25 protein-coding genes are annotated in these 24,185 nt (G+C 62.7%); 9 read left to right on the top strand and 16 right to left on the bottom strand.

What is annotated here, in order from left to right; genetic code table 11:
- Positions 1-13: 13 nt before the first annotated feature.
- Positions 14-829: a tryptophan synthase subunit alpha gene (trpA, locus tag C8D72_RS09425; RefSeq protein WP_211308824.1), complete on the bottom strand. Its 816-nt coding sequence runs from the start codon at positions 827-829 to the stop codon at positions 14-16.
- Positions 829-2,157: a tryptophan synthase subunit beta gene (gene trpB / locus C8D72_RS09420; RefSeq protein WP_115854480.1), complete on the bottom strand. Its 1,329-nt coding sequence runs from the start codon at positions 2,155-2,157 to the stop codon at positions 829-831. The genes trpA and trpB overlap by 1 nt, the downstream gene beginning before the upstream one ends.
- Positions 2,158-2,314: 157 nt before the next feature.
- Here trpB and C8D72_RS09415 point away from each other — a divergent pair, with 157 nt between their 5' ends.
- The 3 genes from C8D72_RS09415 (at position 2,315) to C8D72_RS09405 (ending at position 4,803) form a co-directional block, all read left to right on the top strand.
- Positions 2,315-3,214, top strand: a complete 900-nt coding sequence (locus C8D72_RS09415; RefSeq protein WP_115854152.1) for a LysR family transcriptional regulator — start codon at positions 2,315-2,317, stop codon at positions 3,212-3,214.
- A gap of 128 nt (positions 3,215-3,342) precedes the next feature.
- Entirely contained in the window at positions 3,343-4,176 is an 834-nt protein-coding gene (locus C8D72_RS09410) for an AraC family transcriptional regulator (protein WP_115854151.1), read from the top strand.
- A gap of 15 nt (positions 4,177-4,191) precedes the next feature.
- Complete coding sequence (locus C8D72_RS09405) at positions 4,192-4,803, top strand: LysE family translocator (protein ID WP_115854150.1); 612 nt, start codon at positions 4,192-4,194, stop codon at positions 4,801-4,803.
- A 125-nt stretch (positions 4,804-4,928) separates the two neighbouring features.
- Here C8D72_RS09405 and C8D72_RS09400 read toward each other — a convergent pair whose 3' ends face one another.
- From C8D72_RS09400 to C8D72_RS09380, 5 genes are all read right to left on the bottom strand, one after another.
- Positions 4,929-6,206 carry a TRAP transporter large permease gene (locus C8D72_RS09400; RefSeq protein WP_115854149.1) on the bottom strand — a complete coding sequence of 426 codons (1,278 nt, stop codon included), beginning with the start codon at positions 6,204-6,206 and terminating at the stop codon, positions 4,929-4,931.
- Positions 6,203-6,697, bottom strand: a complete 495-nt coding sequence (locus C8D72_RS09395; protein ID WP_115854148.1) for a TRAP transporter small permease — start codon at positions 6,695-6,697, stop codon at positions 6,203-6,205. The genes C8D72_RS09400 and C8D72_RS09395 overlap by 4 nt, the downstream gene beginning before the upstream one ends.
- A 62-nt stretch (positions 6,698-6,759) precedes the next feature.
- A complete protein-coding gene (locus tag C8D72_RS09390) occupies positions 6,760-7,734 on the bottom strand; it encodes a TRAP transporter substrate-binding protein (protein ID WP_115854147.1) in 975 nt (324 codons plus the stop codon).
- Positions 7,735-8,006: 272 nt separating this feature from the next.
- Positions 8,007-8,726: a transcriptional regulator NanR gene (gene nanR, locus C8D72_RS09385; protein WP_115854146.1), complete on the bottom strand. Its 720-nt coding sequence runs from the start codon at positions 8,724-8,726 to the stop codon at positions 8,007-8,009.
- A 30-nt stretch (positions 8,727-8,756) separates the two neighbouring features.
- Positions 8,757-9,779, bottom strand: a complete 1,023-nt coding sequence (locus C8D72_RS09380; RefSeq protein ID WP_115854145.1) for a Gfo/Idh/MocA family protein — start codon at positions 9,777-9,779, stop codon at positions 8,757-8,759.
- 173 nt (positions 9,780-9,952) lie between these two features.
- On the opposite strand from C8D72_RS09380, the gene C8D72_RS09375 reads away from it, so the two are divergent.
- The 5 genes from C8D72_RS09375 (at position 9,953) to C8D72_RS09360 (ending at position 13,783) form a co-directional block, all read left to right on the top strand.
- On the top strand, positions 9,953-10,657 hold the full coding sequence (locus tag C8D72_RS09375; RefSeq protein ID WP_147301524.1) for a D-apionate lactonase family protein: 705 nt from the start codon (positions 9,953-9,955) through the stop codon (positions 10,655-10,657).
- Positions 10,654-11,829 carry a D-apionate lactonase family protein gene (locus C8D72_RS09370; protein WP_115854143.1) on the top strand — a complete coding sequence of 392 codons (1,176 nt, stop codon included), beginning with the start codon at positions 10,654-10,656 and terminating at the stop codon, positions 11,827-11,829. The genes C8D72_RS09375 and C8D72_RS09370 overlap by 4 nt, the downstream gene beginning before the upstream one ends.
- A gap of 147 nt (positions 11,830-11,976) precedes the next feature.
- Positions 11,977-12,099: a hypothetical protein gene (locus C8D72_RS17750; RefSeq protein ID WP_281271615.1), complete on the top strand. Its 123-nt coding sequence runs from the start codon at positions 11,977-11,979 to the stop codon at positions 12,097-12,099.
- Between the two features lie 18 nt (positions 12,100-12,117).
- The gene (locus tag C8D72_RS09365) at positions 12,118-12,918 is read left to right on the top strand and encodes a sugar phosphate isomerase/epimerase family protein (RefSeq protein WP_211308823.1); all 801 of its coding nucleotides are present in this window, start codon (positions 12,118-12,120) and stop codon (positions 12,916-12,918) included.
- Positions 12,911-13,783, top strand: a complete 873-nt coding sequence (locus C8D72_RS09360; RefSeq protein WP_115854141.1) for a phosphogluconate dehydrogenase C-terminal domain-containing protein — start codon at positions 12,911-12,913, stop codon at positions 13,781-13,783. The genes C8D72_RS09365 and C8D72_RS09360 overlap by 8 nt, the downstream gene beginning before the upstream one ends.
- Positions 13,784-13,892: 109 nt before the next feature.
- Here the strand turns inward: C8D72_RS09360 and C8D72_RS09355 are convergent, their stop codons facing one another.
- From C8D72_RS09355 to C8D72_RS09345, 3 genes are all read right to left on the bottom strand, one after another.
- Positions 13,893-14,732 carry an oxygenase MpaB family protein gene (locus C8D72_RS09355; RefSeq protein WP_115854140.1) on the bottom strand — a complete coding sequence of 280 codons (840 nt, stop codon included), beginning with the start codon at positions 14,730-14,732 and terminating at the stop codon, positions 13,893-13,895.
- 134 nt (positions 14,733-14,866) lie between these two features.
- Positions 14,867-16,972: an ATP-dependent DNA helicase RecG gene (gene recG / locus C8D72_RS09350; RefSeq protein ID WP_115854139.1), complete on the bottom strand. Its 2,106-nt coding sequence runs from the start codon at positions 16,970-16,972 to the stop codon at positions 14,867-14,869.
- Positions 16,969-17,886, bottom strand: coding sequence for a hydrogen peroxide-inducible genes activator (locus tag C8D72_RS09345; RefSeq protein WP_115854138.1), 918 nt, complete (start codon positions 17,884-17,886; stop codon positions 16,969-16,971). Before C8D72_RS09345 ends, recG begins: the two co-directional genes overlap by 4 nt.
- A 111-nt stretch (positions 17,887-17,997) precedes the next feature.
- Here C8D72_RS09345 and C8D72_RS09340 point away from each other — a divergent pair, with 111 nt between their 5' ends.
- Positions 17,998-18,873 carry an SDR family oxidoreductase gene (locus tag C8D72_RS09340; RefSeq protein WP_115854137.1) on the top strand — a complete coding sequence of 292 codons (876 nt, stop codon included), beginning with the start codon at positions 17,998-18,000 and terminating at the stop codon, positions 18,871-18,873.
- 110 nt (positions 18,874-18,983) lie between these two features.
- Here C8D72_RS09340 and C8D72_RS09335 read toward each other — a convergent pair whose 3' ends face one another.
- The 6 genes from C8D72_RS09335 to C8D72_RS09310 all read right to left on the bottom strand — a co-directional run bounded on the left by C8D72_RS09335 (position 18,984) and on the right by C8D72_RS09310 (position 24,099).
- On the bottom strand, positions 18,984-19,373 hold the full coding sequence (locus C8D72_RS09335) for a RidA family protein (RefSeq protein WP_115854136.1): 390 nt from the start codon (positions 19,371-19,373) through the stop codon (positions 18,984-18,986).
- Between the two features lie 59 nt (positions 19,374-19,432).
- Entirely contained in the window at positions 19,433-21,559 is a 2,127-nt protein-coding gene (locus C8D72_RS09330) for a RelA/SpoT family protein (RefSeq protein WP_115854135.1), read from the bottom strand.
- A gap of 26 nt (positions 21,560-21,585) precedes the next feature.
- Positions 21,586-21,837 (bottom strand): DNA-directed RNA polymerase subunit omega, encoded by a 252-nt coding sequence (gene rpoZ / locus C8D72_RS09325; protein WP_115854134.1) that lies wholly within the window; start codon positions 21,835-21,837, stop codon positions 21,586-21,588.
- 91 nt (positions 21,838-21,928) lie between these two features.
- Positions 21,929-22,561, bottom strand: coding sequence for a guanylate kinase (gene gmk / locus C8D72_RS09320; RefSeq protein ID WP_115854133.1), 633 nt, complete (start codon positions 22,559-22,561; stop codon positions 21,929-21,931).
- 74 nt (positions 22,562-22,635) lie between these two features.
- Positions 22,636-23,292, bottom strand: a complete 657-nt coding sequence (gene grxB, locus C8D72_RS09315) for a glutaredoxin 2 (protein WP_115854132.1) — start codon at positions 23,290-23,292, stop codon at positions 22,636-22,638.
- Between the two features lie 72 nt (positions 23,293-23,364).
- Positions 23,365-24,099 (bottom strand): glutathione S-transferase, encoded by a 735-nt coding sequence (locus C8D72_RS09310; RefSeq protein ID WP_115854131.1) that lies wholly within the window; start codon positions 24,097-24,099, stop codon positions 23,365-23,367.
- Positions 24,100-24,185 lie beyond the last annotated feature (86 nt).

Genomic DNA, 24,185 nt, shown 5'->3' with positions numbered 1-24,185 from the left:
TGCTGTATCCGGCCTACACCTGACGCGCGCGGCGCACACCGCTTGAGAGTTCGCGCACCAGCGCATGCACATCACGCGTACCGGCGTCCACGCTGTCGGCCTGTTCGATGCACTGAATCAGCGCTGAACCCACCACCACAGCATCGGCAAAGCGTCCAATCCTGGCCGCCTGCTCGGCACTGCGAATGCCAAAGCCCACGGCAATTGGCAGGTCGGTATGGGCCCGAATGCGCGTGATCGACTGCTCGACACTCTCCGGCGTCGGCGCCTGAGCACCGGTCACACCGGCCACCGAGACGTAGTAGATAAAGCCCGAGGTGTTTTCCAGCACCCGCGGCAGACGCTTGTCGTCCGTGGTGGGCGTGGCCAGACGAATGAAGTCGATCCCGGCCCGCGCTGCCGGCAGACACAGCTCACTGTCATGTTCCGGCGGCAGATCCACCACGATCAGCCCGTCAATGCCGGCCTCGGACGCGTCCTTTAGAAACCGTTCGACGCCATAGCGGTAGATGGGGTTGTAGTAGCCCATCAGCACGATCGGCGTGTCCTGATCATCGCGCCGAAACTCGCGCACCATCTCCAGCGTTTTGTGCTGGGTGTGCTCGCCTTTCAGCGCACGCAGGGCCGCTTTTTGAATGGCCGGGCCATCCGCCATCGGGTCGGTAAACGGCATGCCCAGCTCGATGATGTCGGCACCGGCCTCGGGCAGCCCCTTGAGGGTGTCGAGCGAGGCCTGATAGTTGGGGTCACCGGCCATGGTAAAGGTGACCAGTGCCGCACGGTCTTCGGCCTTCAGCGCGTCAAGGCGACGGGTAATACGTGTGGCCATTATTCGGTCTCCCCGGTTTTCTTCGCCACGTCATGCGGCGGCTGCATGTCATCGATGCGGCCGGGCTCGGCGGCCTCCACCGTGGTGTCCGGCAGCTTCTCGGTGTCGCCGTGCTCCTCGAGCCAGTTGGCAACGCTGGCCATGTCCTTGTCGCCGCGCCCGCTCATGTTGAGCACGATCAGGTGATCACCTGGCAGATCCGGGGCGATCTTTCGCAGATGCGCCAGAGAGTGCGCCGACTCCAGTGCCGGAATGATGCCCTCGAGTTCACAGCACAGCTTGAAGGCCTGGATTGCCTCGTAATCGGTAATCGAGACGTATTCGACCCGTTTTTGGGTGTGCAGCCAGGCGTGCTCGGGGCCGATGCCCGGATAGTCCAGACCCGCCGACACCGAGTGGGCATCGGTGATCTGACCGTCGAGGCTTTGCAGCAGGAAGGTGCGGTTGCCGTGCAGCACGCCCGGCTCGCCACCGTTGAGGCTGGCGGCGTGTTCGCCGGTCTCGATGCCGTGACCGGCCGCTTCCACGCCGATCATGCGCACGCTCTCGTCATCGAGCATCGGGTGGAACAGCCCCATGGCGTTGGAACCGCCGCCGATGCAGGCCATCAGCGTGTCCGGCAGGCGCCCTTCCTTGTCCAGAATCTGCTCGCGGGTTTCACGTCCGATCACCGACTGGAAATCGCGCACCATCGCCGGATAGGGGTGCGGACCTGCCACGGTACCGATCAGATAGAAGGTGTCGCTGACGTTGGTGACCCAGTCGCGCAGCGCCTCGTTCATGGCGTCCTTGAGGGTGCCGGTGCCGGATTCGACCGGAATGACCTCGGCGCCCAGCAGCTTCATGCGAAAGACGTTGGGCTGCTGGCGCTCGATGTCGGTGGCGCCCATGTAGATCACGCACTCCATGCCAAAGCGCGCCGCGACCGTGGCGGTCGCCACGCCGTGCATGCCGGCACCGGTTTCGGCGATGATGCGCTTTTTGCCCATCTTGCGCGCCAGCAGGATCTGGCCAATGCAGTTGTTGATCTTGTGCGCGCCGGTGTGATTGAGATCCTCGCGCTTGAAGTAGATCTTCGCCCCACCCAGATGCTCGGTCAGGCGCTCGGCGTAATACAGCGGCGTGGCCCGGCCGATGTAGTCGCGCTGATAGCCTTCAAGCTCGCGGCGAAAGGCCTCGTCGGTACGTGACCACTCCCAGGCCTCCTCGAGTTCGAGAATCAGCGGCATCAGAGTTTCGGCGACAAAGCGGCCGCCGAAATCGCCATAGAAGCCGTCGGCGTTTGGCCCCTGTGAAAAGCGTTTGGTGGAATCAGTAGCAGACGACATGGTGATCTCCCTGTCCGTCATGAAGGTCGGTCATGAAAGCACGAACTCATGAAATGGGTATCGATGCGACGATCGATAATGCCCCCTATCCTGGCAGCTCGAGGCGCGGTATAACATCGATAAATCAGCCACCACCGTTGAGAAAAACTCACATTACATGCTGGATTCACTACCGCCACTCAATGCCCTGAAAGCCTTTGAAGCCGCCGCCCGGCTGGGCAGCGTCACGGCCGCCGCGCAGGAGCTGAGCGTCACCCACGGCGCCGTCAGTCGCCAGATTCGTGCGCTGGAAGCACATTTTGACACGTCCCTTTTCGAACGGGCCGGCCGCGGACTGGTGCTGACCCGCTACGGCCGCCAGCTTCACGCCGGCGTCAGCGAGGCCTTTACCGGGCTGCGGGCAAGCTGTCGCGCCCTGAATCGCGAGATCGAGGGCGCGCCCTTTACGCTGGCCTGCCCGGGAAGCCTGTTGGCGCGATGGCTGATTCCGCGACTCGACCGGCTGCATCGGGAACTGCCGTCACTCAGACTTAATGCGCTGGCCAGCGACGGTGAACCCGACCCGCGGCGTGGCGATATCAGCGCGGCGCTGGCCTTCATTGCCCCGCCCTGGCCCTCTGATATGGAAGTCATCGAGATCGCCCCCGAGACCATCGGCGCGGTGGCCGCCCCCGGTATTGCCGAACGACTGACGACGCGCCCGTTTGATGCGCTGTTCGACGAAACCCTTCTGGATACCGCCTCGCGCCCCCAGGCCTGGCCGCAGTGGGCGCATGCCTGTGGACTGGATGATGACGCGCTGGTTCGCGCCCGCCAGTCGGGGCAGAGCTTCGAGCACCTCTACTATCTGCTGGAGGCGGCGCTGGCGGGGCTGGGCGTGGCCATCGCGCCACGGCTGGTCATCGAGGGCGATCTGCAAAGCGGCCGGCTGGTCGCACCCTGGGGCTTTGTCGACACCGATGCCCGGCTGTGCCTGCTGCTGGCCCGTGGCACGCCCCGCCAGAGCGGTGAGCAGCTGGCGACGTGGCTACGCCACGAGGTGACGACCCGGGCGTGAGGCCGGGGCGTGAGGCCGGGGCGTGAGGCCGGGGCGGTGATTGAGCAATAATGTTCAAGCATTGTGAGGTCGACACCCCGTAAGCTTCAGGACTGACGCTTTGGGACTGAAGTTTTGGGAGAGCCATCATGAGCCGCGCGTTCGAATTTCAGTTTGCCAGCAGTCGACATGTCCCCACACTCAAGGTGCTTCGGGCCTCAATTGATGATTTTCGCTACGACCGCCACGCGCATACGGAGTACGCCTTCGGCGTGACCCTGTCCGGCCGGCAGGATTTCTTCAGCGCCGGGGCCTATCACCGCAACCCGCCGGGCAGCGTCATCTTTTTCAACCCCGAACAGCCTCATGACGGCGAATCCGGCGGCGAGCATCGTCTGGACTACGTCATGACCTACATCGCCCCCGGGGCGCTGGCGCCGTTATTTGCCGAGGCCGCCGGTGATGAGCGAGCACAGCGTCTGATCAGCCCTCGGACCCTGATCACGGACCCCTTCCTGCGCAATGCCATTCTGGCGCTGTCGCGACTGGTCAGAAGCGGCATTGGCAGTCGCATCGATCAGGAACATCTTCTGCAGCAGATTGCCACGAGGATGGTGCAGCGTGCCGGGCGCTATCAGAGGACCTCCCCGAGCGTCGGGCGCCCCGATGCGCTGTTAAGGCGTGCCTGCGACTACATCCGGGCCCATCTTGAAGAAGAGCTGTCGCTGGAGCGCATCAGCGCTGCCGCGCATCTCTCCCGCTATCACTTTCTGCGCCTTTTCCGCGCGCAGTTCGGCATGACCCCGCATCAGTACGTGATCAGCTGTCGCATTGATGCCGCGCGAGGCGCGCTGGAAGCGGGCGCAACCCCCGGTGAGGCGGCGCTGCGCTACGGCTTTGCCGATCACAGTCACTTCAATCGCCGCTTCAAGCGCATCCACGGTGTCACGCCCTTTCATTATCAGCGCTGTCTCACCCACTGACCCGGAACGACCCTCATGCTTGCGATCATCATCTACGCCCTGGGCATCATGTATTCCCCCGGGCCCGTGAACCTGCTCGGCCTTAACATGGGCCTGCACGGTCAGGCGCGACGCTCGATCGGATTTTGCTTCGGGGTGGGACTGGCCATGCTGAGCCTGTTTCTGCTGTTCGGGCTCGCCGGCGCGGCCTGGGTGCAGCCGAACGTGCTGGCCCTGCTCGGAGCGCTGGGGTGCGGCTACATCCTCTATCTCGCTGTTAAAATCGCCCGGGCCAGTATCGACCCGGCCTCGATGACGCCCGCGCCGCGCACGCTGGGGTTTCGCGATGGCCTGATCATGCAGCTGGGCAATCCCAAGGGCGTGGTCGCCACACTGCCGATTGCCACCCTGCAGTTTCCGGCCGCCGGCATCGATGGCGGGCTGCTGATCGTCTGGTCACTCGGGCTTGCCGCACTGGCCGTGGGCGCCCCGGGCAGCTATGCGATGCTCGGGGCGCTTCTTGGCCGCCGGCTGGAGAGTGTGCGCCTGCTCCGGGGGATCAATCTGGTCATGGCGGCGCTGCTGGCAGGGGTGGCGCTGTCCATGGGATGGGAGCATGTCTGGACGCCGTTGGTTGAGCAGGTATAAATCACGGGAGTCGACATACCCGGTGCTCACGATCATGTAGGCGGTTCGAAGAAACAGATCAATGTAATACACAAGAGCCGCACTCGAGCGACCCCGAGTGCGGCCAACCCTTGTCTCGCAAGCAATCAACCGGCAAGAAGCTGGTTGAGTCCCAGTGACAGCATGGGGACATAGGTGATTAACAGCAGTGCGGCCAGCATGAAGGCGATGGGAATCAAAAGGGGGCCGAACAGGCGCTGGACCGGTATTTTTGCGACCGAGGCGGCGGCGAACATGTTTACCCCAAGCGGCGGGGTGAACATGCCCAGTGCCAGATTGACCACCATGATCACGCCGAAATGCACCGGATTGATCCCGAAGCCGATGGCGACCGGCGTCAGGATGGGCGCCAGCACCAGGATGGCGGCGGCGGTTTCGACAAACATGCCGACAAACAGCAGCAACACGTTAACCCCCAGCAAAAAGAGCACGGCCGACCCGAGGTGCGCCTCGGCCCAACTGCCGATGGCTGAGGGCAGATCCGACAGGCTGATGAGAAAGCTGAACAGCGAGGCCGCCGAGATGATCAGCATGACGACCCCGGAGGCCACCGCGGCTTCGCGAAAGAGCTCAGGCAGATCCCGAAGGCGAATCTGGCGATAGACGAAAAGGCCCAGAATCAGCGCATAAACCACCGAGACGGCGGCGGCTTCGGTAGGCGTAAAGATGCCGCCGTAGATGCCGCCGATGATAATGATCGGCATCAACAGCGCCCAGAACGCCTCCTTGATGGACTGTAGAAGCGATGACCGCCCTTCGCCGTCGCGCTTGCCATGGCCCTTGAGGCGGCACCAGAGCTGCACCATGATCAAAAGGCTGCCCACGATCAAAAGCCCCGGCCCCAGACCCGCCATAAAGAGCTCGGTGATCGAGGTTTCGGTGGACACGGCATACAAAATCAGCGGCACGGAGGGGGGAATGATGACTCCTAGCCCCGCCGATGACGCCTGCACCGAGGCGGCCATGGTCACCGGGTAGCCGTAGCGGACCATGGCGGGAATCAGAATGCCCCCGACGGCAAAGGTGGTGGCGACCGAAGAGCCTGAAATCGCGGCGAACACCATGCAGGTCAGCACGCACGAGCAGGCCAGTCCGCCCTGCAGGCCGCCAACCAGGGCACGGGCGAATTCAACCAACCGGTGTGAGATGCCGCCTCGGGTCATGATGACGCCTGCCAGAATAAAAAACGGCACGGCCATCAGTGGAAAACTGTCCAGACCGGTAAACATCTTCTGGGGCACGACCAGCAGCGGCAGCGACGAGGCAAACGTAATTGAAAAGATCGACGCCAGCGCGATCGAGACGGCCACCGGCACCGAGATGGCAAACAAAGCCAGCAGGGAGAACATCAACAGCGCATTCATGATGTCTCTCCTCCTCCAGCCGCCTCACGTTCCATCTGCAGGTGGCGCAGCAACACGCCGGGAATGGCCATCAGACCGCCTGCCGGTAGCGCGGCGTAAAAATAGCTCATGGAAAAGCCCAGCATGGCGATCCGCTGAGAAGACACCCGTTCGGTCATGGCCCAGCCCTGCTGGATCAAAACGCCCAGAAAGACCAGGGTCAACAGCGTGACCACCCGCAGCACCCAGATCTGCCCCTTTGCCGGCAGCTGTTCGCGCAGAAAATCGATGGGAATCATCGCACCCAGCCGAAAGCCGGCCGCCGCTACCAGAAAGGTGGACCAGATAATGACACCACGCGCCGTTACCTCCGACCATACGGCGGCGTCGCCCAGCAAAAATCGCGTGACGACCTGAAAAAAGACCAGCGCTGTGGCCAGCGCCAGAAGCGCTGCCGCCAGATTGTGCGCCAGGCGGACAACCCCTTCTCCAACGCGCTCCAGAAGATGCATGGGCCTTGTATCCTGTCTTGGGCGGCCCTGCCCAGGCAGGGCCGTGAAGATGGCGTCCGAACTCACTGCTGGGCGGCGCGAATACGCTCGATCAATTCGGGGGCGTAGCGCTCGGCATACTGGTCGTAGACTGGCTGTACGGCCCGCTCGAAGGCCTGCTGATCGATCGATTCGACCACCGTCATGCCGTTTTTCCTCATCCTTTCAATACCGGCCTGCTCATTGTTGGCCACGGTCTCGCGTGAGGCTTCAGCGGCAGCTTTGGCGGCTTCGCGAAACCATCCCTTCTCCTTCTCGCTGAGCTGATCCCAGTAGATCTCCGACATGACCACTGCTGCCGGTGAATAGGCGTGGCTGGTGAGCGTGGCGTAGTCCTGCATCTCCCACATGCTGTTGGCCGTGATGATCGGTACGGGGTTTTCCTGACCATCAATGGTGCCCTGCTGCAGCGAGGTCAGTACCTCGGTCCAGCTCATGGGCGTCGGGGCGGCGCCCAGAGCCTGAAAGGCGGCAATGTGCACTTCGTTTTCCATGGTTCGAAGCTTCAAACCCTTGAAATCCTCCGGATTTTCGATCGAGCGTGTGGAATTGGTCACATGACGAAATCCGTTCTCCGCCCATGCCAGTCCAATCAACCCCGCCGGCTGCAGGGCATCCAGAATGTCCTGGCCAATCTCGCCATCCAGCACCTCATGGGCGCTGTCATAGCTTTTGAACAAAAATGGAAAATCCAGCGCATAGACTTCCGGCACAAAATTACCTATGGGCCCTGTAGAGGAGATCGCAAGCTCCACGGTCCCGATCTGCATTCCCTCTATCACGTCCCGCTCGCCCCCCAGGGCGCCGGAAGGTTTGAGTGCAATATTGATCTCGCCGTCGGACAGTGAATCGATTCTATCGGCGAAGGCGCGCCCTGCATCGCCATAGTGGGAATCCAGCGGTGGGGTAAAGGCGAGGTTCATGGTGCGTTGCGCCAGAGCGTCGGTGCCCAGGGTGGCGCCGGCGAGCAGCGTGGTCAGCAGAGCGATCTTTTTCATGGGTTTCTCCAGCAGGAAAGCAGCAAGCGGACTCGCTTCACGTCAAGTGAGTCGCTGATAAACACACGATGAGGCTAGAGGTATGATGAGGTGATGATGATACCCGGCGATATTACCCATGGGTCTTATAGCCACTGGTCGTAAACGATCGATACTGCGATGGCGTTTGTCGTGTTTCGTGGTGGCATCGGCTCCCCGGGCAAGACCGGGGGCCGTCACCCGAGGAAGGATTGTTACGAAGGAAAGGTTATCGAGAAGGCAGGATCGCTGGATCAGGCCTGATCGGAGCGCTGTCGATAAAGCTCGCTGGCGCGGGTCAGGTGGTTGCCCATGGCGCGGGCAGCGCCCTCGACGTCATGTCTTGAGAGGTAGTGAACGATCTCCCGATGCTCCCTGAGCGTGACATCTTCGGCGCCCTGAAAGCTGACGATCGCGACATGATAGTCCTTGAGCCAGTGCAGCATGCCCCTGGCAGTGGCGGCAAAAATGGGGTTGCCGGTCATGTCGGCGATCGCGTGATGAAAGGCCATGTCCTGTTCGATAAAGGCGGCGCCGGTCTGCTGGTGGCTGAGTTCTTCGGTCAGGGCCTCGAGATGAGCGATGTCCTCGGGCGTGGCACGAGCTGCGGCCATGCGTACCATGCCGGTTTCGAAAAAAAGGCGCGCCTGTATGAGATGATCGACATTTTCCGTCGAGCCCGACAGCAGCAGTCGTGCGGTGGTGTCGAATTGATCGATCATCGAGGCGACACTGAACTCGCTGACGCGGGCCCGCTCACCATGGGAAATGGTGATCAGGCCTCTTGAGGCCAGACTCTGCATCGCCTCACGAACGGCCGGGCGACCCACGCCAAAGCGGGTCATCAGCTCGCGTTCGGGTGGCAGCTGATCGCCGGGTCTCAGCGCGCCGCTGCGGATATCGTCCAGCAGTCGATCCAGCACCTCATCAGAGAGTTTGCGCCGTCGAATCGGCTCATTGGTGGTTGGGAACATCGAGGTGATTTCCTTGTGTCGAACACATCATTATGACCAGCGCTCTGGCATCACGACCGTGTGGCGGTCGGCGGCTTCATAGGCGGCCTCCACCAGTGCCAGCGTGTTGTAATTGTCCCTGCCCGAGGTATCGGCTTCAACGCCGGCGCGTCGACATTCGAGCCAGTGCGCCTGAAAAGCCACCACGCTTTCCTGAATGATCGTCCAGGGTGGCGTGCTCCAGTCGGGCGCAGACACCTCAACGCGGTGTGTTTCACAGCCCTCGCGGGTATGAAGGTAAAGCCTTGCATCGGCGGTCAGTCGCAGCGAGCCTTTTGCGCCATCGATGTCGATCAGCGTCTGCGGGAAGGGGTCGGGCGTGAGATGCGTGGCATAGCTGCAGTCGACAATCGAGGTGGCACCATTGTCATGGCGCAGCATCAGGGTGGCGACATCCTCGCCGACAATGTCGGGATTGATGCGGCTTGTCTCGCAGCTCAGGCGGTGAACGTCGCCAAAAAGTGCCCGGGCAATGTCGAGCACATGAATGCCCAGGTCCTCGATGATAAAGCGCTCGGCGCGGGCCAGATAGGGCTGGCTTTTATACACATCAAAGCCGTTGCGATAGCTGATACGCCCGAAAAAGGGCGTGCCGATCTCGTCATTACGTACCCGTCGGATCACCTCGCGCACCGCGTACTGAAAGCGGAAGTTCTCGTGGATGCTCAGGCTCACGCCCTTTTGCGCGCAGTATTCGATCAGTGATTTCGCCCGGTCGGGCGAGCCGGCAAAGGGCTTTTGACAGATGATGTCCACACCATGGTCGGCCGCTAGCCTGACCAGCGCCTCATGGGTCGGCGTGGGTGCTGCGATGTCGACAAAATCGAGCCGACACTGCTCAAGAAGTTCGCGGGCCTCGGCAAATGCCTGTGTCACGCCAAAGGCCTTTTGAAAGCGCTCGCGTCGCGCGGGGTCCGGATCGCACACCGCGGCAATCTCCACCCCCGGCAGCGACTGCCAGGCCTTCATTTGGTTTTCAGCAAAAAAGCCGCAGCCGAGCAGGGCACCCTTCATGTCAATTACTCCCGTAGGATTGCGTGGCGGCCTGCAGAGTCCGCCCCCGTGTCGTAATTAAGAAGACCGCCAGTGATGATGTCATTATACCAATGGTCGAATATCGGCCCGTCTGCTCTCCCCTCTATGCTCGAAAACAATGGCCATGTTCAGACCCTGTTCGGGAGAGACGCATGCAGGACATACGATGGCATGAGAGGCACTACGGCACGGCGATGATCGAACCTTCGGTTGAACATCATCGAGTGAATGATCTGTCTTTTGATCGTCAGGCTGGCGCCCTGCGCACGCTCTGTTACCAGGGTGTGGAGTGCTTGCGTGGCATCCGTCCGGTCATTCGGGATGATCAGTGGGGCACGCATGCGCTGGTGACCCGCACCGAACACGTTACCTCGCATTCGACGGGTCTTCAGCTGGTCCATGAGTTTGACGCCGCCGAGCGTGCGTTCGAGGGCCGGTTTGAAACGCGGATGGATGCTCATGGGGCCGAGGTTTTCCTGACCCTGAAAGCGACGCGCACGCTTGAGACCTGTCGCAGCGGGCTGATCGTGCTGCTGCCTCTCAAGGGGGTGGTGGGTTGCCCCGTACAGATCACACACAGCAATGACACCGTGACAACGTCGCGCTTTCCTGAACTCATCAGCCCCGGCCAGCCCTTTTTTGACATCCTCGGGCTTGGTTACACCCCGCTGCATGGCCCTGCGGTTCAGCTGTCGTTTGAGGGGGATATCTTCGAGATGGAAGATCAGCGCAACTGGTCGGATGCCTCCTTCAAGATCTACAGTCGTCCGCTGGCGTGGCCTTCGCCCCATGTCATCGAGGCCGGCGAGACGGTAGTGCAGCGGTTGTCAGTGAAGCTTGAGGCGCGCTCGCCATGACCTCTTCCAGCCTGCTGAACTGCACGCCCCTGGCGCTTGCCGGATATCGAATGCCGCCCATCGGCTTTGGGCTGTGGCTGGATCGCGAAATGGATGTCTCCCGCGTCGAGCACTACCTCAAGGCCCTGCAACCGTCTCATCTGGATATCCTGCTGGACATCGCAATCCCCGAAACCCGGGCACGTCTTGAGGCCGTCATGGCGCTTTGCGCTGCAAGTGCCGTGTCGCCCTGGCTTTATGTCATCTGTGATGATGAACGCCCCGAGCCGGAATTGAGGCGGCTGGCGGGCTGGCTTGAAAAGGCGAAGATCGTACCGGCGGGCATGCTGGTGACCCCTCGGGCCTATCTCAAGAGTTATCAGCCCGACGGGGCCTGGCCTGCCGGGGTGAGCCCCGAGGAGGTGCGCGCGCTGGCACGTCGACACTGGCCCTCGATCGCGCTGGGCGGTGGCTTTCCGACCTGCTTCACCGAGCTCAACCGCTGTCGGCCTGATCCTTCGCAGATCGATTTCATCACTCATGCCACGTCTCCGCTGGTGCATGACGCCGAGGATCACGGCGTCATGGAATCGCTCGAGAGCCTGGCGTATATCTTCCAGAGCGCTCGGGCGCTGGCACCAGGGCGGCCTTACAAGCTCACTACCAGTGCGATCGGTGCCTGGACCAACCCCTACGGCGAGCAGCTGACGCCCAACGATGGCACCCGGCGCGTCACGCTCAGCGACCGCGACCCGCGCCAGCGGGGGCTATTCGGGGCGGCCTGGCAGATCGGGTACGTCGCGCACGCGGCCATCGCCGGCGTCGATACGCTGACACTCTCCTCGTTGGGCCCGCCCTTTGATATTGCTGGAGCGACGCCGTACCCGCTCTTTCACGTGCTGCGCGGGCTGATCCGCGGCGGCGGTCAGCCATTGCTGACCTGCTCCGATGCGCCCGCCAGGGTGGCCACCGTCGGGTGGCAGGCGTCCGATGGTACGGATGGCGAACTGTGGCTGGCGAACCTCTCCAGCGAGCCGGCCAGCGTATCCATTAAAAACGTCACTGTGCGGGCGCTGGCACTGCTGGATGCGCAGGCCGCGCTCGACGATGCGCAGTGGATGGACCGTCTTCAGCCGGCCCGCTCACTGGTGGCATTACCGGCGTTTGGTGTTGCGCGACTGATGCTTGAATGATCGCTGGCGCCTTGTATGCGACCTGAGTTGTATTGCACCAGTGGTATGATGAGATGATGATTATCCAGGTTTGGGCCGATCCATCGGGCGTCGTTTGTTTTTTCGGAATTTTTCTGCCTGTCCAGCTATCTGACCAGCAGCTACATCATGGCGATGTTCGTGGTCGGTGGCCTGATGCTGATGTCGGGCGTTTTGATGGTCGCGATCAGTCGTGCGCCCCGACCCGGCGGCGGCACCCACCTGTCTCACGCCGGCGCCCACGCCCACTGAGCCCTTTCAGGAGACATCATGGTCATTGGATTGAGTACCTACGTTTTTTTCTGGCGCGGCTCACAGCAGGTCGAAACGCCCATGACGCTGGAGGCGATGCTGGAAGAGACGGCCGAGCTGGGCGGTGAGGTTTTCCAGATCTGCGATTACCCGGCCATCGAGAGCTTCGACGAGGCGCGGCTGACGGCGCTGCGCGATCGGGCGCGCTCGCTGGGTGTTGTGCTGGAGCTGGGCACCCGCGGGACCGACCCCGAGCATCTAAAGCGCTATCTGGCGCTGGCCCATGTGCTGGGCGTGCGCCTGATCCGCAGCATGCTGTATGCCGGTGAGGATCGTCCCTCGTTTGATCAGGCCGTACAGCGACTCGAGCAGATCCTGCCGGCGTTAAAATCGCAGCAGGTGACGCTGGCGCTGGAGACCTACGAGCAGGTCAGCGTCGAGACCCTGATGCAGGTGATCGAGACGCTCGACGATGACCACATCGGGGTGTGCCTGGACCCGGGCAACTGCGTGGCCGCACTCGAACTGCCCGAAGCGGTCATCGCACGCACGGCCGACCGGGTGGTCAATCTGCACATCAAGGATTTTGCCTTCTCCCGCGCGCCGGGCTGGGTCGGCTTTCAGCTGACCGGCTGCCCGCTGGGCGAGGGCCTCTTGCCGCTTGAAGAGATGCTTGAGGCCGTCACTCCCGAGGCGCGTGGCATCAACGCAATCCTCGAACACTGGCTGCCCTGGCAACGAGACGAAGCAACGACCTGCGCGCTGGAAGCGCAGTGGACCCGTCACAACATGGATCTTTTGAGGAGTCATCATGGATAGCGTCTATCAGCACATTGCAATGGTGGGTGCCGGCGGCAAGATGGGCATGCGCATCTCGGCCAATCTCGAAGCCAGCGACAGCACGATCTACTACTGCGAAAACGCCCCCGCCGCGCAGGAGAAAATGCGCGAGGCCGGCCGCGAGGTCAGTGATATCGAGCAGGTCATCGAGCAGTGTGATCTGGTGATCCTGGCCGTGCCCGATATCGTGCTGGGCAAGGTCTCCGAGCAGCTGGTGCCCCGTATGAAGGCTGGCGCCACGGTGCTCACGCTCGATCCGGCGGCGGCCTACGCCAACCTGCTGCATCAGCGCAGCGAAATCCATTATGCGGTGGCCCACCCCTGTCATCCCTCGGTCTTTCTGGAACGCCGCACCGATGAGGAGTGGGGCGATTCCTTTGGCGGCAGCGCCGCCGTACAGTCGGTGGCGGCCGCCTTTGAACATGGCAGCGAAGCAGAACGTGCCTCGCTCGAGACGGTTATCTGCCAGATGTATGCCCCGGTCGATCAGGTGCACTGGATGACCGTGACGCAGCTGGCCTATCTGGAGCCGACGCTGGTCGAGACGGTGACCTGCATGCTGGGGACCTTCATGAAGGAGGCGCTGGACGAGACCGTGGAACGTACCGGTGTGGCACGCGAGGCCGCCGAGGCGATGCTCTACGGCCATATCCAGATTGCGCTGGCCGTGGCGTTTCGAAGCACCAATCCGTTTTCGGATGCCTGCATGGTGGCGATCGATTATGGCCGCGAAAACATCCTCAAGGAGGACTGGAAGAAGATCTTCGAGCAGGAGGAACTGGACAAGGTCATCGCGCGGATGCTCAAGATCGATCAGGTGCGTCGCGACCCGCAGCTGTCCTGAACCCCGGTCGCCGGGTCAGGGCATTCGTGCCCTGCCCCGCCTCTGATGAACCTGTTTTACCCGGGGCCGGACAGCGATGTCCGGCCCCATCTTTTCTGCGCCGACACGTTTATTGCTGCAGTCGCTCCAGCGCACGTCGGTAGGCACCGCTGCGCACCGCCCGACTGATCATCGGCATCGCGCTTTTGATCCCGGTACGCACCGCGCGCCTTTGAAGGCGTGACATCCGCAGGTCCAGCATGTCATTGGCCCAGTCGGGCAGCAGATCGATTCCGGCGCGCATGAAGATCGCCCCGGCCGGTCGCAGCACGAGATTGCGCGGCGGGGCATCGAGCAGCACCCGGATCACCTCGCGGGTGCGCTCGTCACACACCAGCTCACGGCGCTCGCGCGTTAGATAAGCCTCGATTGCAGCGCGACTGTCGGGCACGTTGCGCGCGCCCAGCGCCTCGGCGATGCAGGCGGTCTCGAAGAAATAGCGGTCCTGCTCGGCGTGACTGAGCTGCGGGTTGCGATAGCGCAGATGCCCGGCCATGAAGCGGCTCATCTCGGCGACATGCACCCAGACCAGCAGGTCGGGGTCGTCGGCGGCGTAGGGGCGACCGTCGGCGGCGTGGCCCTTCACATACTCATGGACCCGGCGCACGCGGGCAATGGCGGCTTCGGCCTGCTCGAAGGTGCCGAAGCTGGTGGTGGCGATAAAGTCGCTGGTGCGACGCAATCGGCCGATCATGTCGTCGCGAAAGCGCGAGTGGTCCCAGATGCCGGCCAGCGCCAGCGGGTGGAGCATCTGCAGCAGCAGCGCGCTGATGCCGCCGCACATCATCGGCGTGAAGTCGCCGTGAATGTTGCGGACCAGACCGTCGCGGGGAAAGGGGCCGGGGTTGGCATCCGTGCGCGCCTCGCCCAGGCGCTGAATCATGGCATCACGCAGAAAGGTCGAGGTCATAGGTGTTGAGTGGCTCGTGTGCCCGGCGGTGCAAGGGAAGCGTCAGGACAGTCCTGATCCACTATCAGTGTAGGACACCATGACGGGGCAGCGGGGTGAGATCGGTCATGCCCCGCTGTCCGAGCGCCGGGTACCTATACCTGGCCGTACTGCCCGGCGGCGTCACCCAGCCAGCGAAGAATCAGTGGCTCGACCGAGTCGGGGGCCTGCTCGAGCATGGCGCGGGTCAGCTGGCGGACCGGTTCGAGCAGATCCCGGTCGCGGGTGAGATCGGCAATCTTCATGCCGACAAGCCCCGTCTGACGGGTGCCGAGCACTTCGCCGGGCCCGCGCAGCTCCAGATCGCGCTCGGCGATGCGAAAGCCGTCATTGGATTCGCGCAGCACCGCCAGACGCTCGCGCGAGGTATCCGACAGCGGCGGATGATAGAGCAGCACGCAAAAGCTCTCTACCTTGCCGCGCCCTACCCGACCTCTGAGCTGGTGCAGCTGGGCGAGCCCGAGACGTTCGGGGTTTTCGATGATCATCAGACTGGCGTTGGGCACATCCACGCCCACTTCGATGACCGTGGTGGCGACCAGCAGATCCAGCTCGCCGTCGCGAAAGGCGTTCATGACGTTAGCCTTCTCGGCAGCCTTCATGCGACCGTGCACCAGGCCGACCTGAAACTCCGGCAGTGCCTCGGTCAGGGTATCGCGAGTGACCTCGGCGGCCTGACAGGTGAGCGCTTCGGACTCCTCGATCAGGGTGCAGACCCAGTAGGCCTGGCGGCCGGCCAGACAGGCGTTGCGAATGCGCTCGGTCACCTCGCTGCGGCGCTCATCCGAGACCGCTACCGTCTTGACCGGCGTGCGACCGGGCGGCAGTTCATCAATCACCGAGACGTCGAGATCGGCGTAGGCGCTCATGGCCAGCGTTCTGGGAATCGGTGTGGCGGTCATGATCAGCTGATGCGGGGTGCTGCCGCTGGCCTCGCCCTTCTGGCGCAATGCCAGGCGCTGGTGCACGCCGAAGCGGTGCTGCTCATCAATCACCGCTAGGCCCAGTCGGTGAAAATGCACGTCGTCCTGAAAAAGCGCGTGGGTGCCGGCCACGACCTGCGCGCGCCCTTCGCTGATCATCGCCTTGGCTTCCAGCCTTGCCTTGCCCTTGAGCTTGCCGGAGAGCCAGGCCACCTCGATGCCCAGCGGCTCGAACCAGGCCTTGAGGTTTTTGTAGTGCTGCTCGGCGAGCAGTTCGGTGGGGGCCATCAGCGCAGCCTGATAGCCGCCGGTCACGGCCTGCAGCATGGCCATGGCGGCCACCACCGTCTTGCCCGAGCCGACATCGCCCTGTACCAGGCGCAGCATGGGGGTGGTCTGCTGGATATCGGCGCTGATTTCGCTCAGCACCCGGCGCTGGGCGCCGGTCAGCGAAAACGGCAGCTGGGTCAGAAAGCGGGTGGCCAGACCGCCGCTGCCGGGCAGCGCCGGAGCGGCGTCGTCCTGAATGCGCAGGCGAATGCGATACAGGCTCAGCTGATGGGCGAGCAGCTCCTCCAGCGCCAGGCGTCGCTGGGTAGGGTGATGGCCGTCGGCCAGCAGCTCCAGCGGCGCCTCCGGTGGCGGGAAGTGAAGATAGTCCAGCGATTCGCGCAGCGCCGGCAGACGAAAGCGGGTGCGGATGTGTTCGGGGATCAGCTCCTCAAGCGTGAGACTGCCCTGGTCGAGATGCTCAAAGGCCTGACGGACCAGCGCACGCAGGCGCGGCTGGGCCAGCCCTTCCGTGGTCGGATAGATGGGAGTTAGCGTCTCCTCGACCTCCTGCCCGGTATCGTCCTTTAACAGCCGATACTCGGGGTGATACATCTCAAGGCCGGTACTGCCGGAGCGCGCCTCGCCAAACAGGCGCATTCTGGCGCCGCGGGTAAACTGCCCGACCTGGGCCTGGGAGAAATGAAAAAAGCGCAGCGACATGATGCCCGAGCCATCGCGCAGGCGGACCAGCAGGCTGCGCCGGCGGCCCTGAATCACGTCAGCGGCGGTGACCTCGCCCTCCACGACCGCCTCGTGCCCGGCACGCAGGCCCGCAATCGGGGTGACCCGGGTGCGGTCCTGATAGCGCAGCGGCAGATGAAAGAGCAGATCCTCGGCCACCTGCAGCCCAAGGCGCTCCAGGCGCTCGCGCATCGCTGGCCCCACGCCCTTGAGCGTGTTGAGATCCGTGGCGCCGCTGACGGGCCGGGTCACGGCAGTGCTCATTGCGAATCGATCGCCTTCTGGCAGGCGCGAATGGCGCGGGTAATCGAGTCGATCGCCTTCGGGCGCGGGAAGCTGGCCCGCCAGGCCAGCGCCACGGTACGACTCGGTGCCGGGTCCTTGAACGGCCGGGTTTCCAGCAGGCCGTTGGCGTAATGGACGCTGCTGGTGGCCGAGCGGGGCACCACGGTGATGCCCAGCCCCGAGGCGACCATGTGGCGAATGGTTTCCAGCGACCCGCCCTCGGCAATCAGGGTGTTGCCGGGCTGATGGACGTGATCCTTGATGGTCGGACAGGCCTCGAGGACCTGATCGCGAAAGCAGTGGCCTTCGCCCAGCATCAGCATCTTTTCGTCATAGAGGATCTCGCGGTCGATCTCCTCGTGGGCAAGCCAGGGGTGACCGGCCGGCATCAGCACTTCAAAGGGCTCATCATAGAGCGACTTGGTCAGTACGTCGGGCTCGGCAAAGGGCAGCGCCACCAGAATCACGTCCAGCTCGCCGGAGCGCAGCTTGCGCCGCAGCTCGCCGGTCAGATTCTCCTCGATATACAGCGGCATCTGCGGCGCTTCCTCGGAGAGTCTGGGAATCAGATGCGGGAAGAGATAGGGGCCGATGGTATGAATCGCCCCGACCCGCAGCGGACTGGAGAGCTGGTCCTTGCCTTCATTGGCCAGCTCCTTGATGGCGCCGGCCTGTTCGAGCACGCGACTGGCCTGCTCGACGATCTTTTCGCCCAGCGGGGTCACCTGGACGGTAGACTTGCTGCGCTCGAACAGCGCCACGCCCAGTTCTTCCTCCAGTTTCTTGACCGCCACCGACAGGGTCGGCTGGGAGACGAAGCAACGCTCGGCGGCGCGTCCGAAATGACGCTCCTGGGCCAAGGTTACGATGTAACGAAGTTCTGTTAGAGTCATGTAGCAGACCGAGCCAGCACGTGGAACAGGGAGTTGTCGCATGATGCGACCGTTCAATTCAGGGCCTTATAGTCAAACCTTATCGGCCCTATCAAGCAAGGAGCTTAGCGGGTGAATAAAACAATACTCATCCTTGGATGCGGTGATGTCGGTACCGCGCTGGGGCAGCGCAAGCTCGCGCAGGGGTACCGGGTGATCGGCGTGCGTCGTCATGCGGCGGGGCTCCAGTCGTATGGCATTGAAGGCCTGTCGATGGATATCAACGAGGAATCCGCCCTCGAAGCGTTACCTGATGCCGACATTGTAGTCTATGCACTCAGCGCTGACCGCTTTGAAGAGAGTGCCTATCAGGCCGCCTACGTTGATGGCCTGAATCGAATACTGAATCATTTCGAGCAAAGAACACAGGCGCCGAAGCACGTCGTCTTTGTCTCCTCGACCTCGGTCTATGGCCAGCAGGACGGCGAGACGGTCGACGAAGACAGCGTTCTCGAGCCCAAAAGCTTCTCCGGCCGGCTTTTGATCGAGGCCGAGCAGCGTCTGGCCGCCAGCACCCTGCCGGGCACCACCGTGCGCTTTTCGGGCATCTATGGCCCGGGCCGCGAGCGGCTCATCAGCCAGGTGCAGGAAGGACGCATTGCGCCCAAAAGCCCGCCGATGTACTCCAACCGCATCCATCGCGATGACTGTGCAGGCGTGCTGGATTTTCTCATCGAGCGCGCCGTGAACAATGAACCGCTCGAGCCGGTCTATCTGGGCAGCGACACCGAGTCCACGCCGCTGCATGACGTCATGATGTGGCTGGCGGCCCGACTCAACGTCGAGCCCAGCAGCACCATCCAGTCACCGCTGCGCCGACGGGCCAGCAAGTGCTGCGACAGCCGCCGACTGGTCGAGGCCGGTTATCAGTTTCAGTATCCGACCTTTCGCGAGGGCTATGCCCAGGTAATGCAGGCGGCAGGCATCAAGGTCAGCGAGCAGGCCTGACGCCATACGCCCGCGGCGAACCGCCATGAAACCGATCACGGCAAAGGGGGCGATGGCTGGTGCCATCGCCCCCTTTCACGAGCGGCCCCGAGCGCGGCTCAGTCCGCGACTCAGTCGCCCAGCACCATGACCCCTTCGGCCTCGAACAGGCTGCCTTTGGGCAGCTCCTTCACGCCCACCGCGGCACGGGCCGGATAGGGGGGCTGGAAATACTGCTCCATGACCGAATTGACCGTCGCAAAGTGCGACAGATCGGTCAGGTAGAGGTTGAGCTTGACGATATCGGCCAGCGTCCCGGCCGCCTCTTCACATACGGCCTTCATGTTTTTGAAGACCTGATGCGCCTGCTGCTCGATATCATCGCTCACCATTTCCATGGTGTCCGGGTCGAGCGGAATCTGCCCCGACAGATAGACGGTATTGCCGGCCTTGACGGCCTGTGAATAGGGGCCGATGGCCTGCGGGGCCTGATCGGTATGGATGGCAGCACGATTGCTCATGAACACTCCCTGCGTTGTTGTTGAAAGGACGCTCTAAAAAGGGATGACGCCACGGATCGTCAGCTCCCGGTACGCGAGACGCGCCCCACATAGGCCAGATTGCGGATGCGCTTGATGATCCGCGCCAGATGCACGCGGTTGCGCACCGACAGTGTCAGGTTGACGATCGACAGACGCTCATCGCGTTCTTCGATATTGATGCGCTCGATATTGGCTTCGGCGTCGTTGACCAGGCTGGCAAGTTCTGCAACCAGCCCTCGGCGCGTCTCAATCTCGAGGCGCAGCCCCACCGGGAAGTCGTCCTCCACGGTGTCGGACCACTGCAGCGGGAAACACTTTTCGGGATCCTCGCGGCAGTCTTCCAGATTACCGCATTCACTGCGATGCACCACAATGCCGCGACCGGCACTGAGATTGCCAACGATGGTATCGCCCGGCAGCGGATAGCAGCAGCGGGCAAAGCTGATCACCATGTTGCGGGCGCCGCTGATGGCCATCGCCCCCTGTTGTTCGTCGCTGTGGGCCTGAATCTGCTCGGGCTCGCTGTCGGCCAGCCGCCGTGCGACGCTGTAGGCTACGCGGCTGCCCAGCCCGATCTCCTCGAGCAGGTCATCCAGCGACTCCAGCGTCAGCGCCTCGAGCAGCGCGTCAACATGGGGCTGCGACAGCGTCTCCAGCGTCAGGCCAAACGAGCTCAGCGCCTGATTGAGCAGGCGCCGGCCCAGCGCGACCGAGTCGTTGCGCTGCTGATGCTTGAGGGCGTGACGCACCGCCGAGCGGGCCTTGGCCGTGATCGTGAACGACAGCCACGCCAGGTTGGGCTGGGCGCCCGGGGCGGTAATGATCTCGACCGTCTGGCCGCTTTCCAGCCGCGATGACAGCGGGGCCAGATGCCGGTCGATACGACAGGCGATGCAGCTGTTGCCGATATCGGTGTGCACCGCGTAGGCAAAGTCGATCGCGGTGGCGCCGCGCGGCAGCTCCATGATGTCGCCCTTGGGGGTGAACACGTAGGCGTCATCGGGGAACAGGTCATTTTTGACGTGCTCGATGAACTCCAGCGAGTTGCCGGCGTGGCGCTGCATTTCCAAAAGGCCGCGCACCCATTCCCGGGCGCGGGCATGGCTGCCCATCGCGATCGGCCGGTCGGTCTGGCCGGCCTTGTAGAGCCAGTGGGCAGCAATGCCGTTGTTGGCCATCGCCTCCATCTCGCGGGTGCGGATCTGCACCTCGATGGGAATGCCGTTGGGCCCGAAAAGCGTGGTATGCAGGCTCTGGTAGCCGTTGGCCTTGGGGATGGCGATATAGTCCTTGAAGCGCCCCGGCACCGGCTTGTAGAGATTGTGCACCGCGCCCAGGATGCGATAGCAGGTATCGATCCGGTCGGTGACGATGCGAAAGCCGAACACGTCCATCAGCTCGTTGAAGGGCTTGCGCTGATCGCGCATCTTGCGATAGATCGACAGCAGGTGCTTCTGGCGGCCCATGACCGTGCCGGGCAGCTCGTCGCCATCCAGCGTGGTCTGCAGGGTGCTCTGGACGTGGCGCACCATCGAGCGGCGATTGCCGCGTGCCTTGACCACCGCGCGCTGAATGCGCTCGGCGCGCATCGGGTGAATGGCCTGAAAGGAGAGATCCTCAAGCTCCACCCGAATGGTGTTGATGCCCAGTCGCCCGGCAATGCGGGAGTAGATCTCGAGCGTCTCGCGCGCGATGCGGCGCTTCTTGTCCGGGCGCAGCGCGCCCAGCGTACGCATGTTGTGCAGCCGGTCGGCGAGCTTGACGATGATGACGCGAATGTCGCGCGACATCGCCAGCACCATCTTCTGGAAGTTTTCCGCCTGGGCGACGGCCTTGTCCTCGAAGGTGATCTGGGTCAGCTTCGACACGCCGTCAACCAGTTCGGCGACTTCCTCGCCGAACTGGCGCGACAGCGCCTCCTTGGTGATGCCGGTATCCTCGATTACGTCATGAAGCATCGCCGCCATCAGGCTTTGATAGTCCATGTGCATGTTGGCAAGGATATTGGCGACGGCCAGCGGGTGGGTCACATAGGGCTCGCCGGAGCGGCGGCGCTGGCCGTCGTGGGCCTGTTCGGCGTAATAGAAGGCGCGTCTGACCTGCGCGATCTCATCGACGGTCAGGTAGCCGTCCAGGCGGTCGGAGAGATCATCGATCGTGAACATGGCAGGTCAGCGTATGGGCAATGGGCTTATTCGCTTTCGGGTTCGTAGCGAGGGCGCTGCGGGACCATGGCTTCCAGCGGCTCGTTGAGCACGGAGCGATCGACCTTTTGCGCCGCAATTTCACGCAGGGCCATGACGGTGCACTTGTCATTTTCCCAGGGCAGTTCGGCATTGCGCGAGCCGCGGGCCAGCTGACGGGCGCGATGGGTGGAAACCATGACCAGCTGGAAGCGGTTATCCATGAATTGGAGACAATCTTCAACCGTTACTCGTGCCATGATGCTGGCTCCTGAATGCGTGTGATCTGAGTGAAGGCGCCCGGCGCGTCATGCGCCGGACGTTATTCGTGTTCGGAAGGGGGAACCGAGTCTACCGGAGCCCTTCCACTTCTGACAAGAGCTCGCCGAGCAGCGCCCGGTTTGCCGCCTGTACCCGCGCCATTCGAAGACGTTCGGCACTGATCAGTCCTTTCATCTCAAACGCGGCGGTGGCGAAATCATCGTTGATGACCAGGTAGTCATACTCGTTGAAATGCGACATCTCGCTGATGGCGTCACGCATGCGGCGATCGATGGTGGCGGCGTCATCCTGGCCGCGGTTGGACAGGCGCTCGCGCAGCGCCTCACGCGAGGGCGGCAGAATGAAGATCGACACCGCCTGTGGCATCTGTTCGCGTACCTGGCGTGCCCCCTGCCAGTCGATTTCGAGAATGACATCCTCGCCCCGGGCCAGGCGCTTTTCCACCTCGAGGCGCGAGGTACCATAGTGACGATCAAAGACCCAGGCGTGTTCGAAAAATTCATTGCGCTGGATCATCGCCTCGAAGGTGGGCTCATCGACGAAGTGATAGTTGATGCCATCGGTTTCGCTGGCGCGCCGCTGGCGGGTCGTGTGGGAGATCGAGACCCCGATGTCATCGGTCGCGGCGATAAGCTCGCGCACCAGACTGGTCTTGCCGGCGCCCGACGGGGCGGAAACGATATAGAGCGTGCCCTGAGACATGAAAGCGGTCCGAATGAATGGCTGCAAGGCGCGCCATTATGGCACAGCCCCGCAGACTTCGGTGAGGGGTTTGCTCAGGCCGCGATGGCGATCTCGTCGTGCAGGGGCACATCGGCCAGCTGCGACATCGCCTGACGATAGGCCTCGACGTTGTCGGGGTATTTGACCCCTTCCACCAGTGAGAGCTGGCGCAGCACCGGGAAGAGTTCGATGTCATCCAGCGAGAGCACCTCGTTGACGGCCTGCGGCGACAGGATCAGCGCATCCAGCTCGTTGAGCCAGTGCTGGACCTCCACCAGCAGCTCGGGCGTCTGCTCAAGCAGTGTGTCGAAGCTGCCAAACGCCACCTCCTTGTTGTCGGTGAAGTACTCGGCGGCCTCCGCGGTGGCAAATTCGCCCAGCGGTGCCCTCGGCACGCGGGGAATAAAGAGCTTTGCCACGGAGTCGGAGGCGGCGCGGACCCAGCGTTCGATCTCCGGGTTGCGCGGGCCATCCATGACCTTGACGCCCTCGGCCTGGCTGTCGATGGCCTTCACGATATCCATGCTCTCGGCCATGGTATAACCATCCTCGAATTCGAGAATCGGCACCTTCTTCTCTTTGATCAGTCGCGTGGGGGTCTCGGCGTCGTTGTTGAGCAGCGTCTGCAGCGTGATCGGTACGTCACGCAGGCCGAAGATCATGCGGGCCTTCACGCAAAACGGGCAGTGATCATAGATATAGAGGTCCATCTTTACGTTCTCCAACGGGTCCTTGTCGTCAACCAAGTCTGGGCGAGGACAGGCTTCCCTGCCACCCGAGTATTAATTCCCGACGCGATCCAGCGCCGGGTAGTGGCGAAAAAGCCCCTGCTCGGAAAACGCCAGGCGCCGCTCGGAGGCGAGATACTCGCTGATCAGCGGCAGCTCCAGCACGTGATCGTGCAGGGTAATGACCTTCGGGATTTCCGGTTCCAGAGCGGCCATGGCGTTGGGGAAGGCGTAGCGCAGCCCCTGCACCATGTGAAAGAGCGACAGATCCACATAGGAGAGCCGCTTGCCGACCAGATACACGTCGCTGTCGGGATTTTTGTCGATGATGCACTCGAAGTAGCCGAAAAACTTCGGCAGGCGCTGGTCGATGAAGTTTGCGGCGCGACGAAGGGCCACATCCTGCTGGTCCTCGTAATACAACTCCGGGCCCAGGGGGTGATGCACGTCGTGGGCCTCGGCGGCAAAGTCGGTGATGGTCAGCTGCAGGCTGTGGGCCCAGTACTGATAGACCTTGTCGTCGTTGATCAGCTTGAGGCGCGGGGCGAGAAACAACAGGATATTGGCAACGTGGGAGATGACCTCACGGCCTGCCTTTAAAAAGGGCGGTGCAAAGGGCGGATAGTCGGTCACGCTGCCCTCGAGCCAGGGCGTGATCGCCTCGATGCCGTAGCCGGGCTCGCTGCTGTTGCCTACATCGATGTAGTCGGCACCGCCGGCCTCCAGTGCCAGCCGAATGAACTCCCCGCGGCCGGGAATGCTCGGCCAGTAATAGAGCTCGTAACGCATGATGTTCTCTCCGTACTGACGTCCTTGATTGCCCTATATTGGCAGTTGATGAGAACCGGGATGAAGACGTCCCGGTCACCGGGCAT

Origin of the sequence: Kushneria indalinina DSM 14324 (assembly GCF_003385845.1) — a bacterium.
Classification (GTDB): domain Bacteria; phylum Pseudomonadota; class Gammaproteobacteria; order Pseudomonadales; family Halomonadaceae; genus Kushneria; species Kushneria indalinina.
The sequence above is the reverse complement of the archived record's forward strand: the minus strand, read 5'-3'. Positions and strand labels throughout refer to the sequence as shown.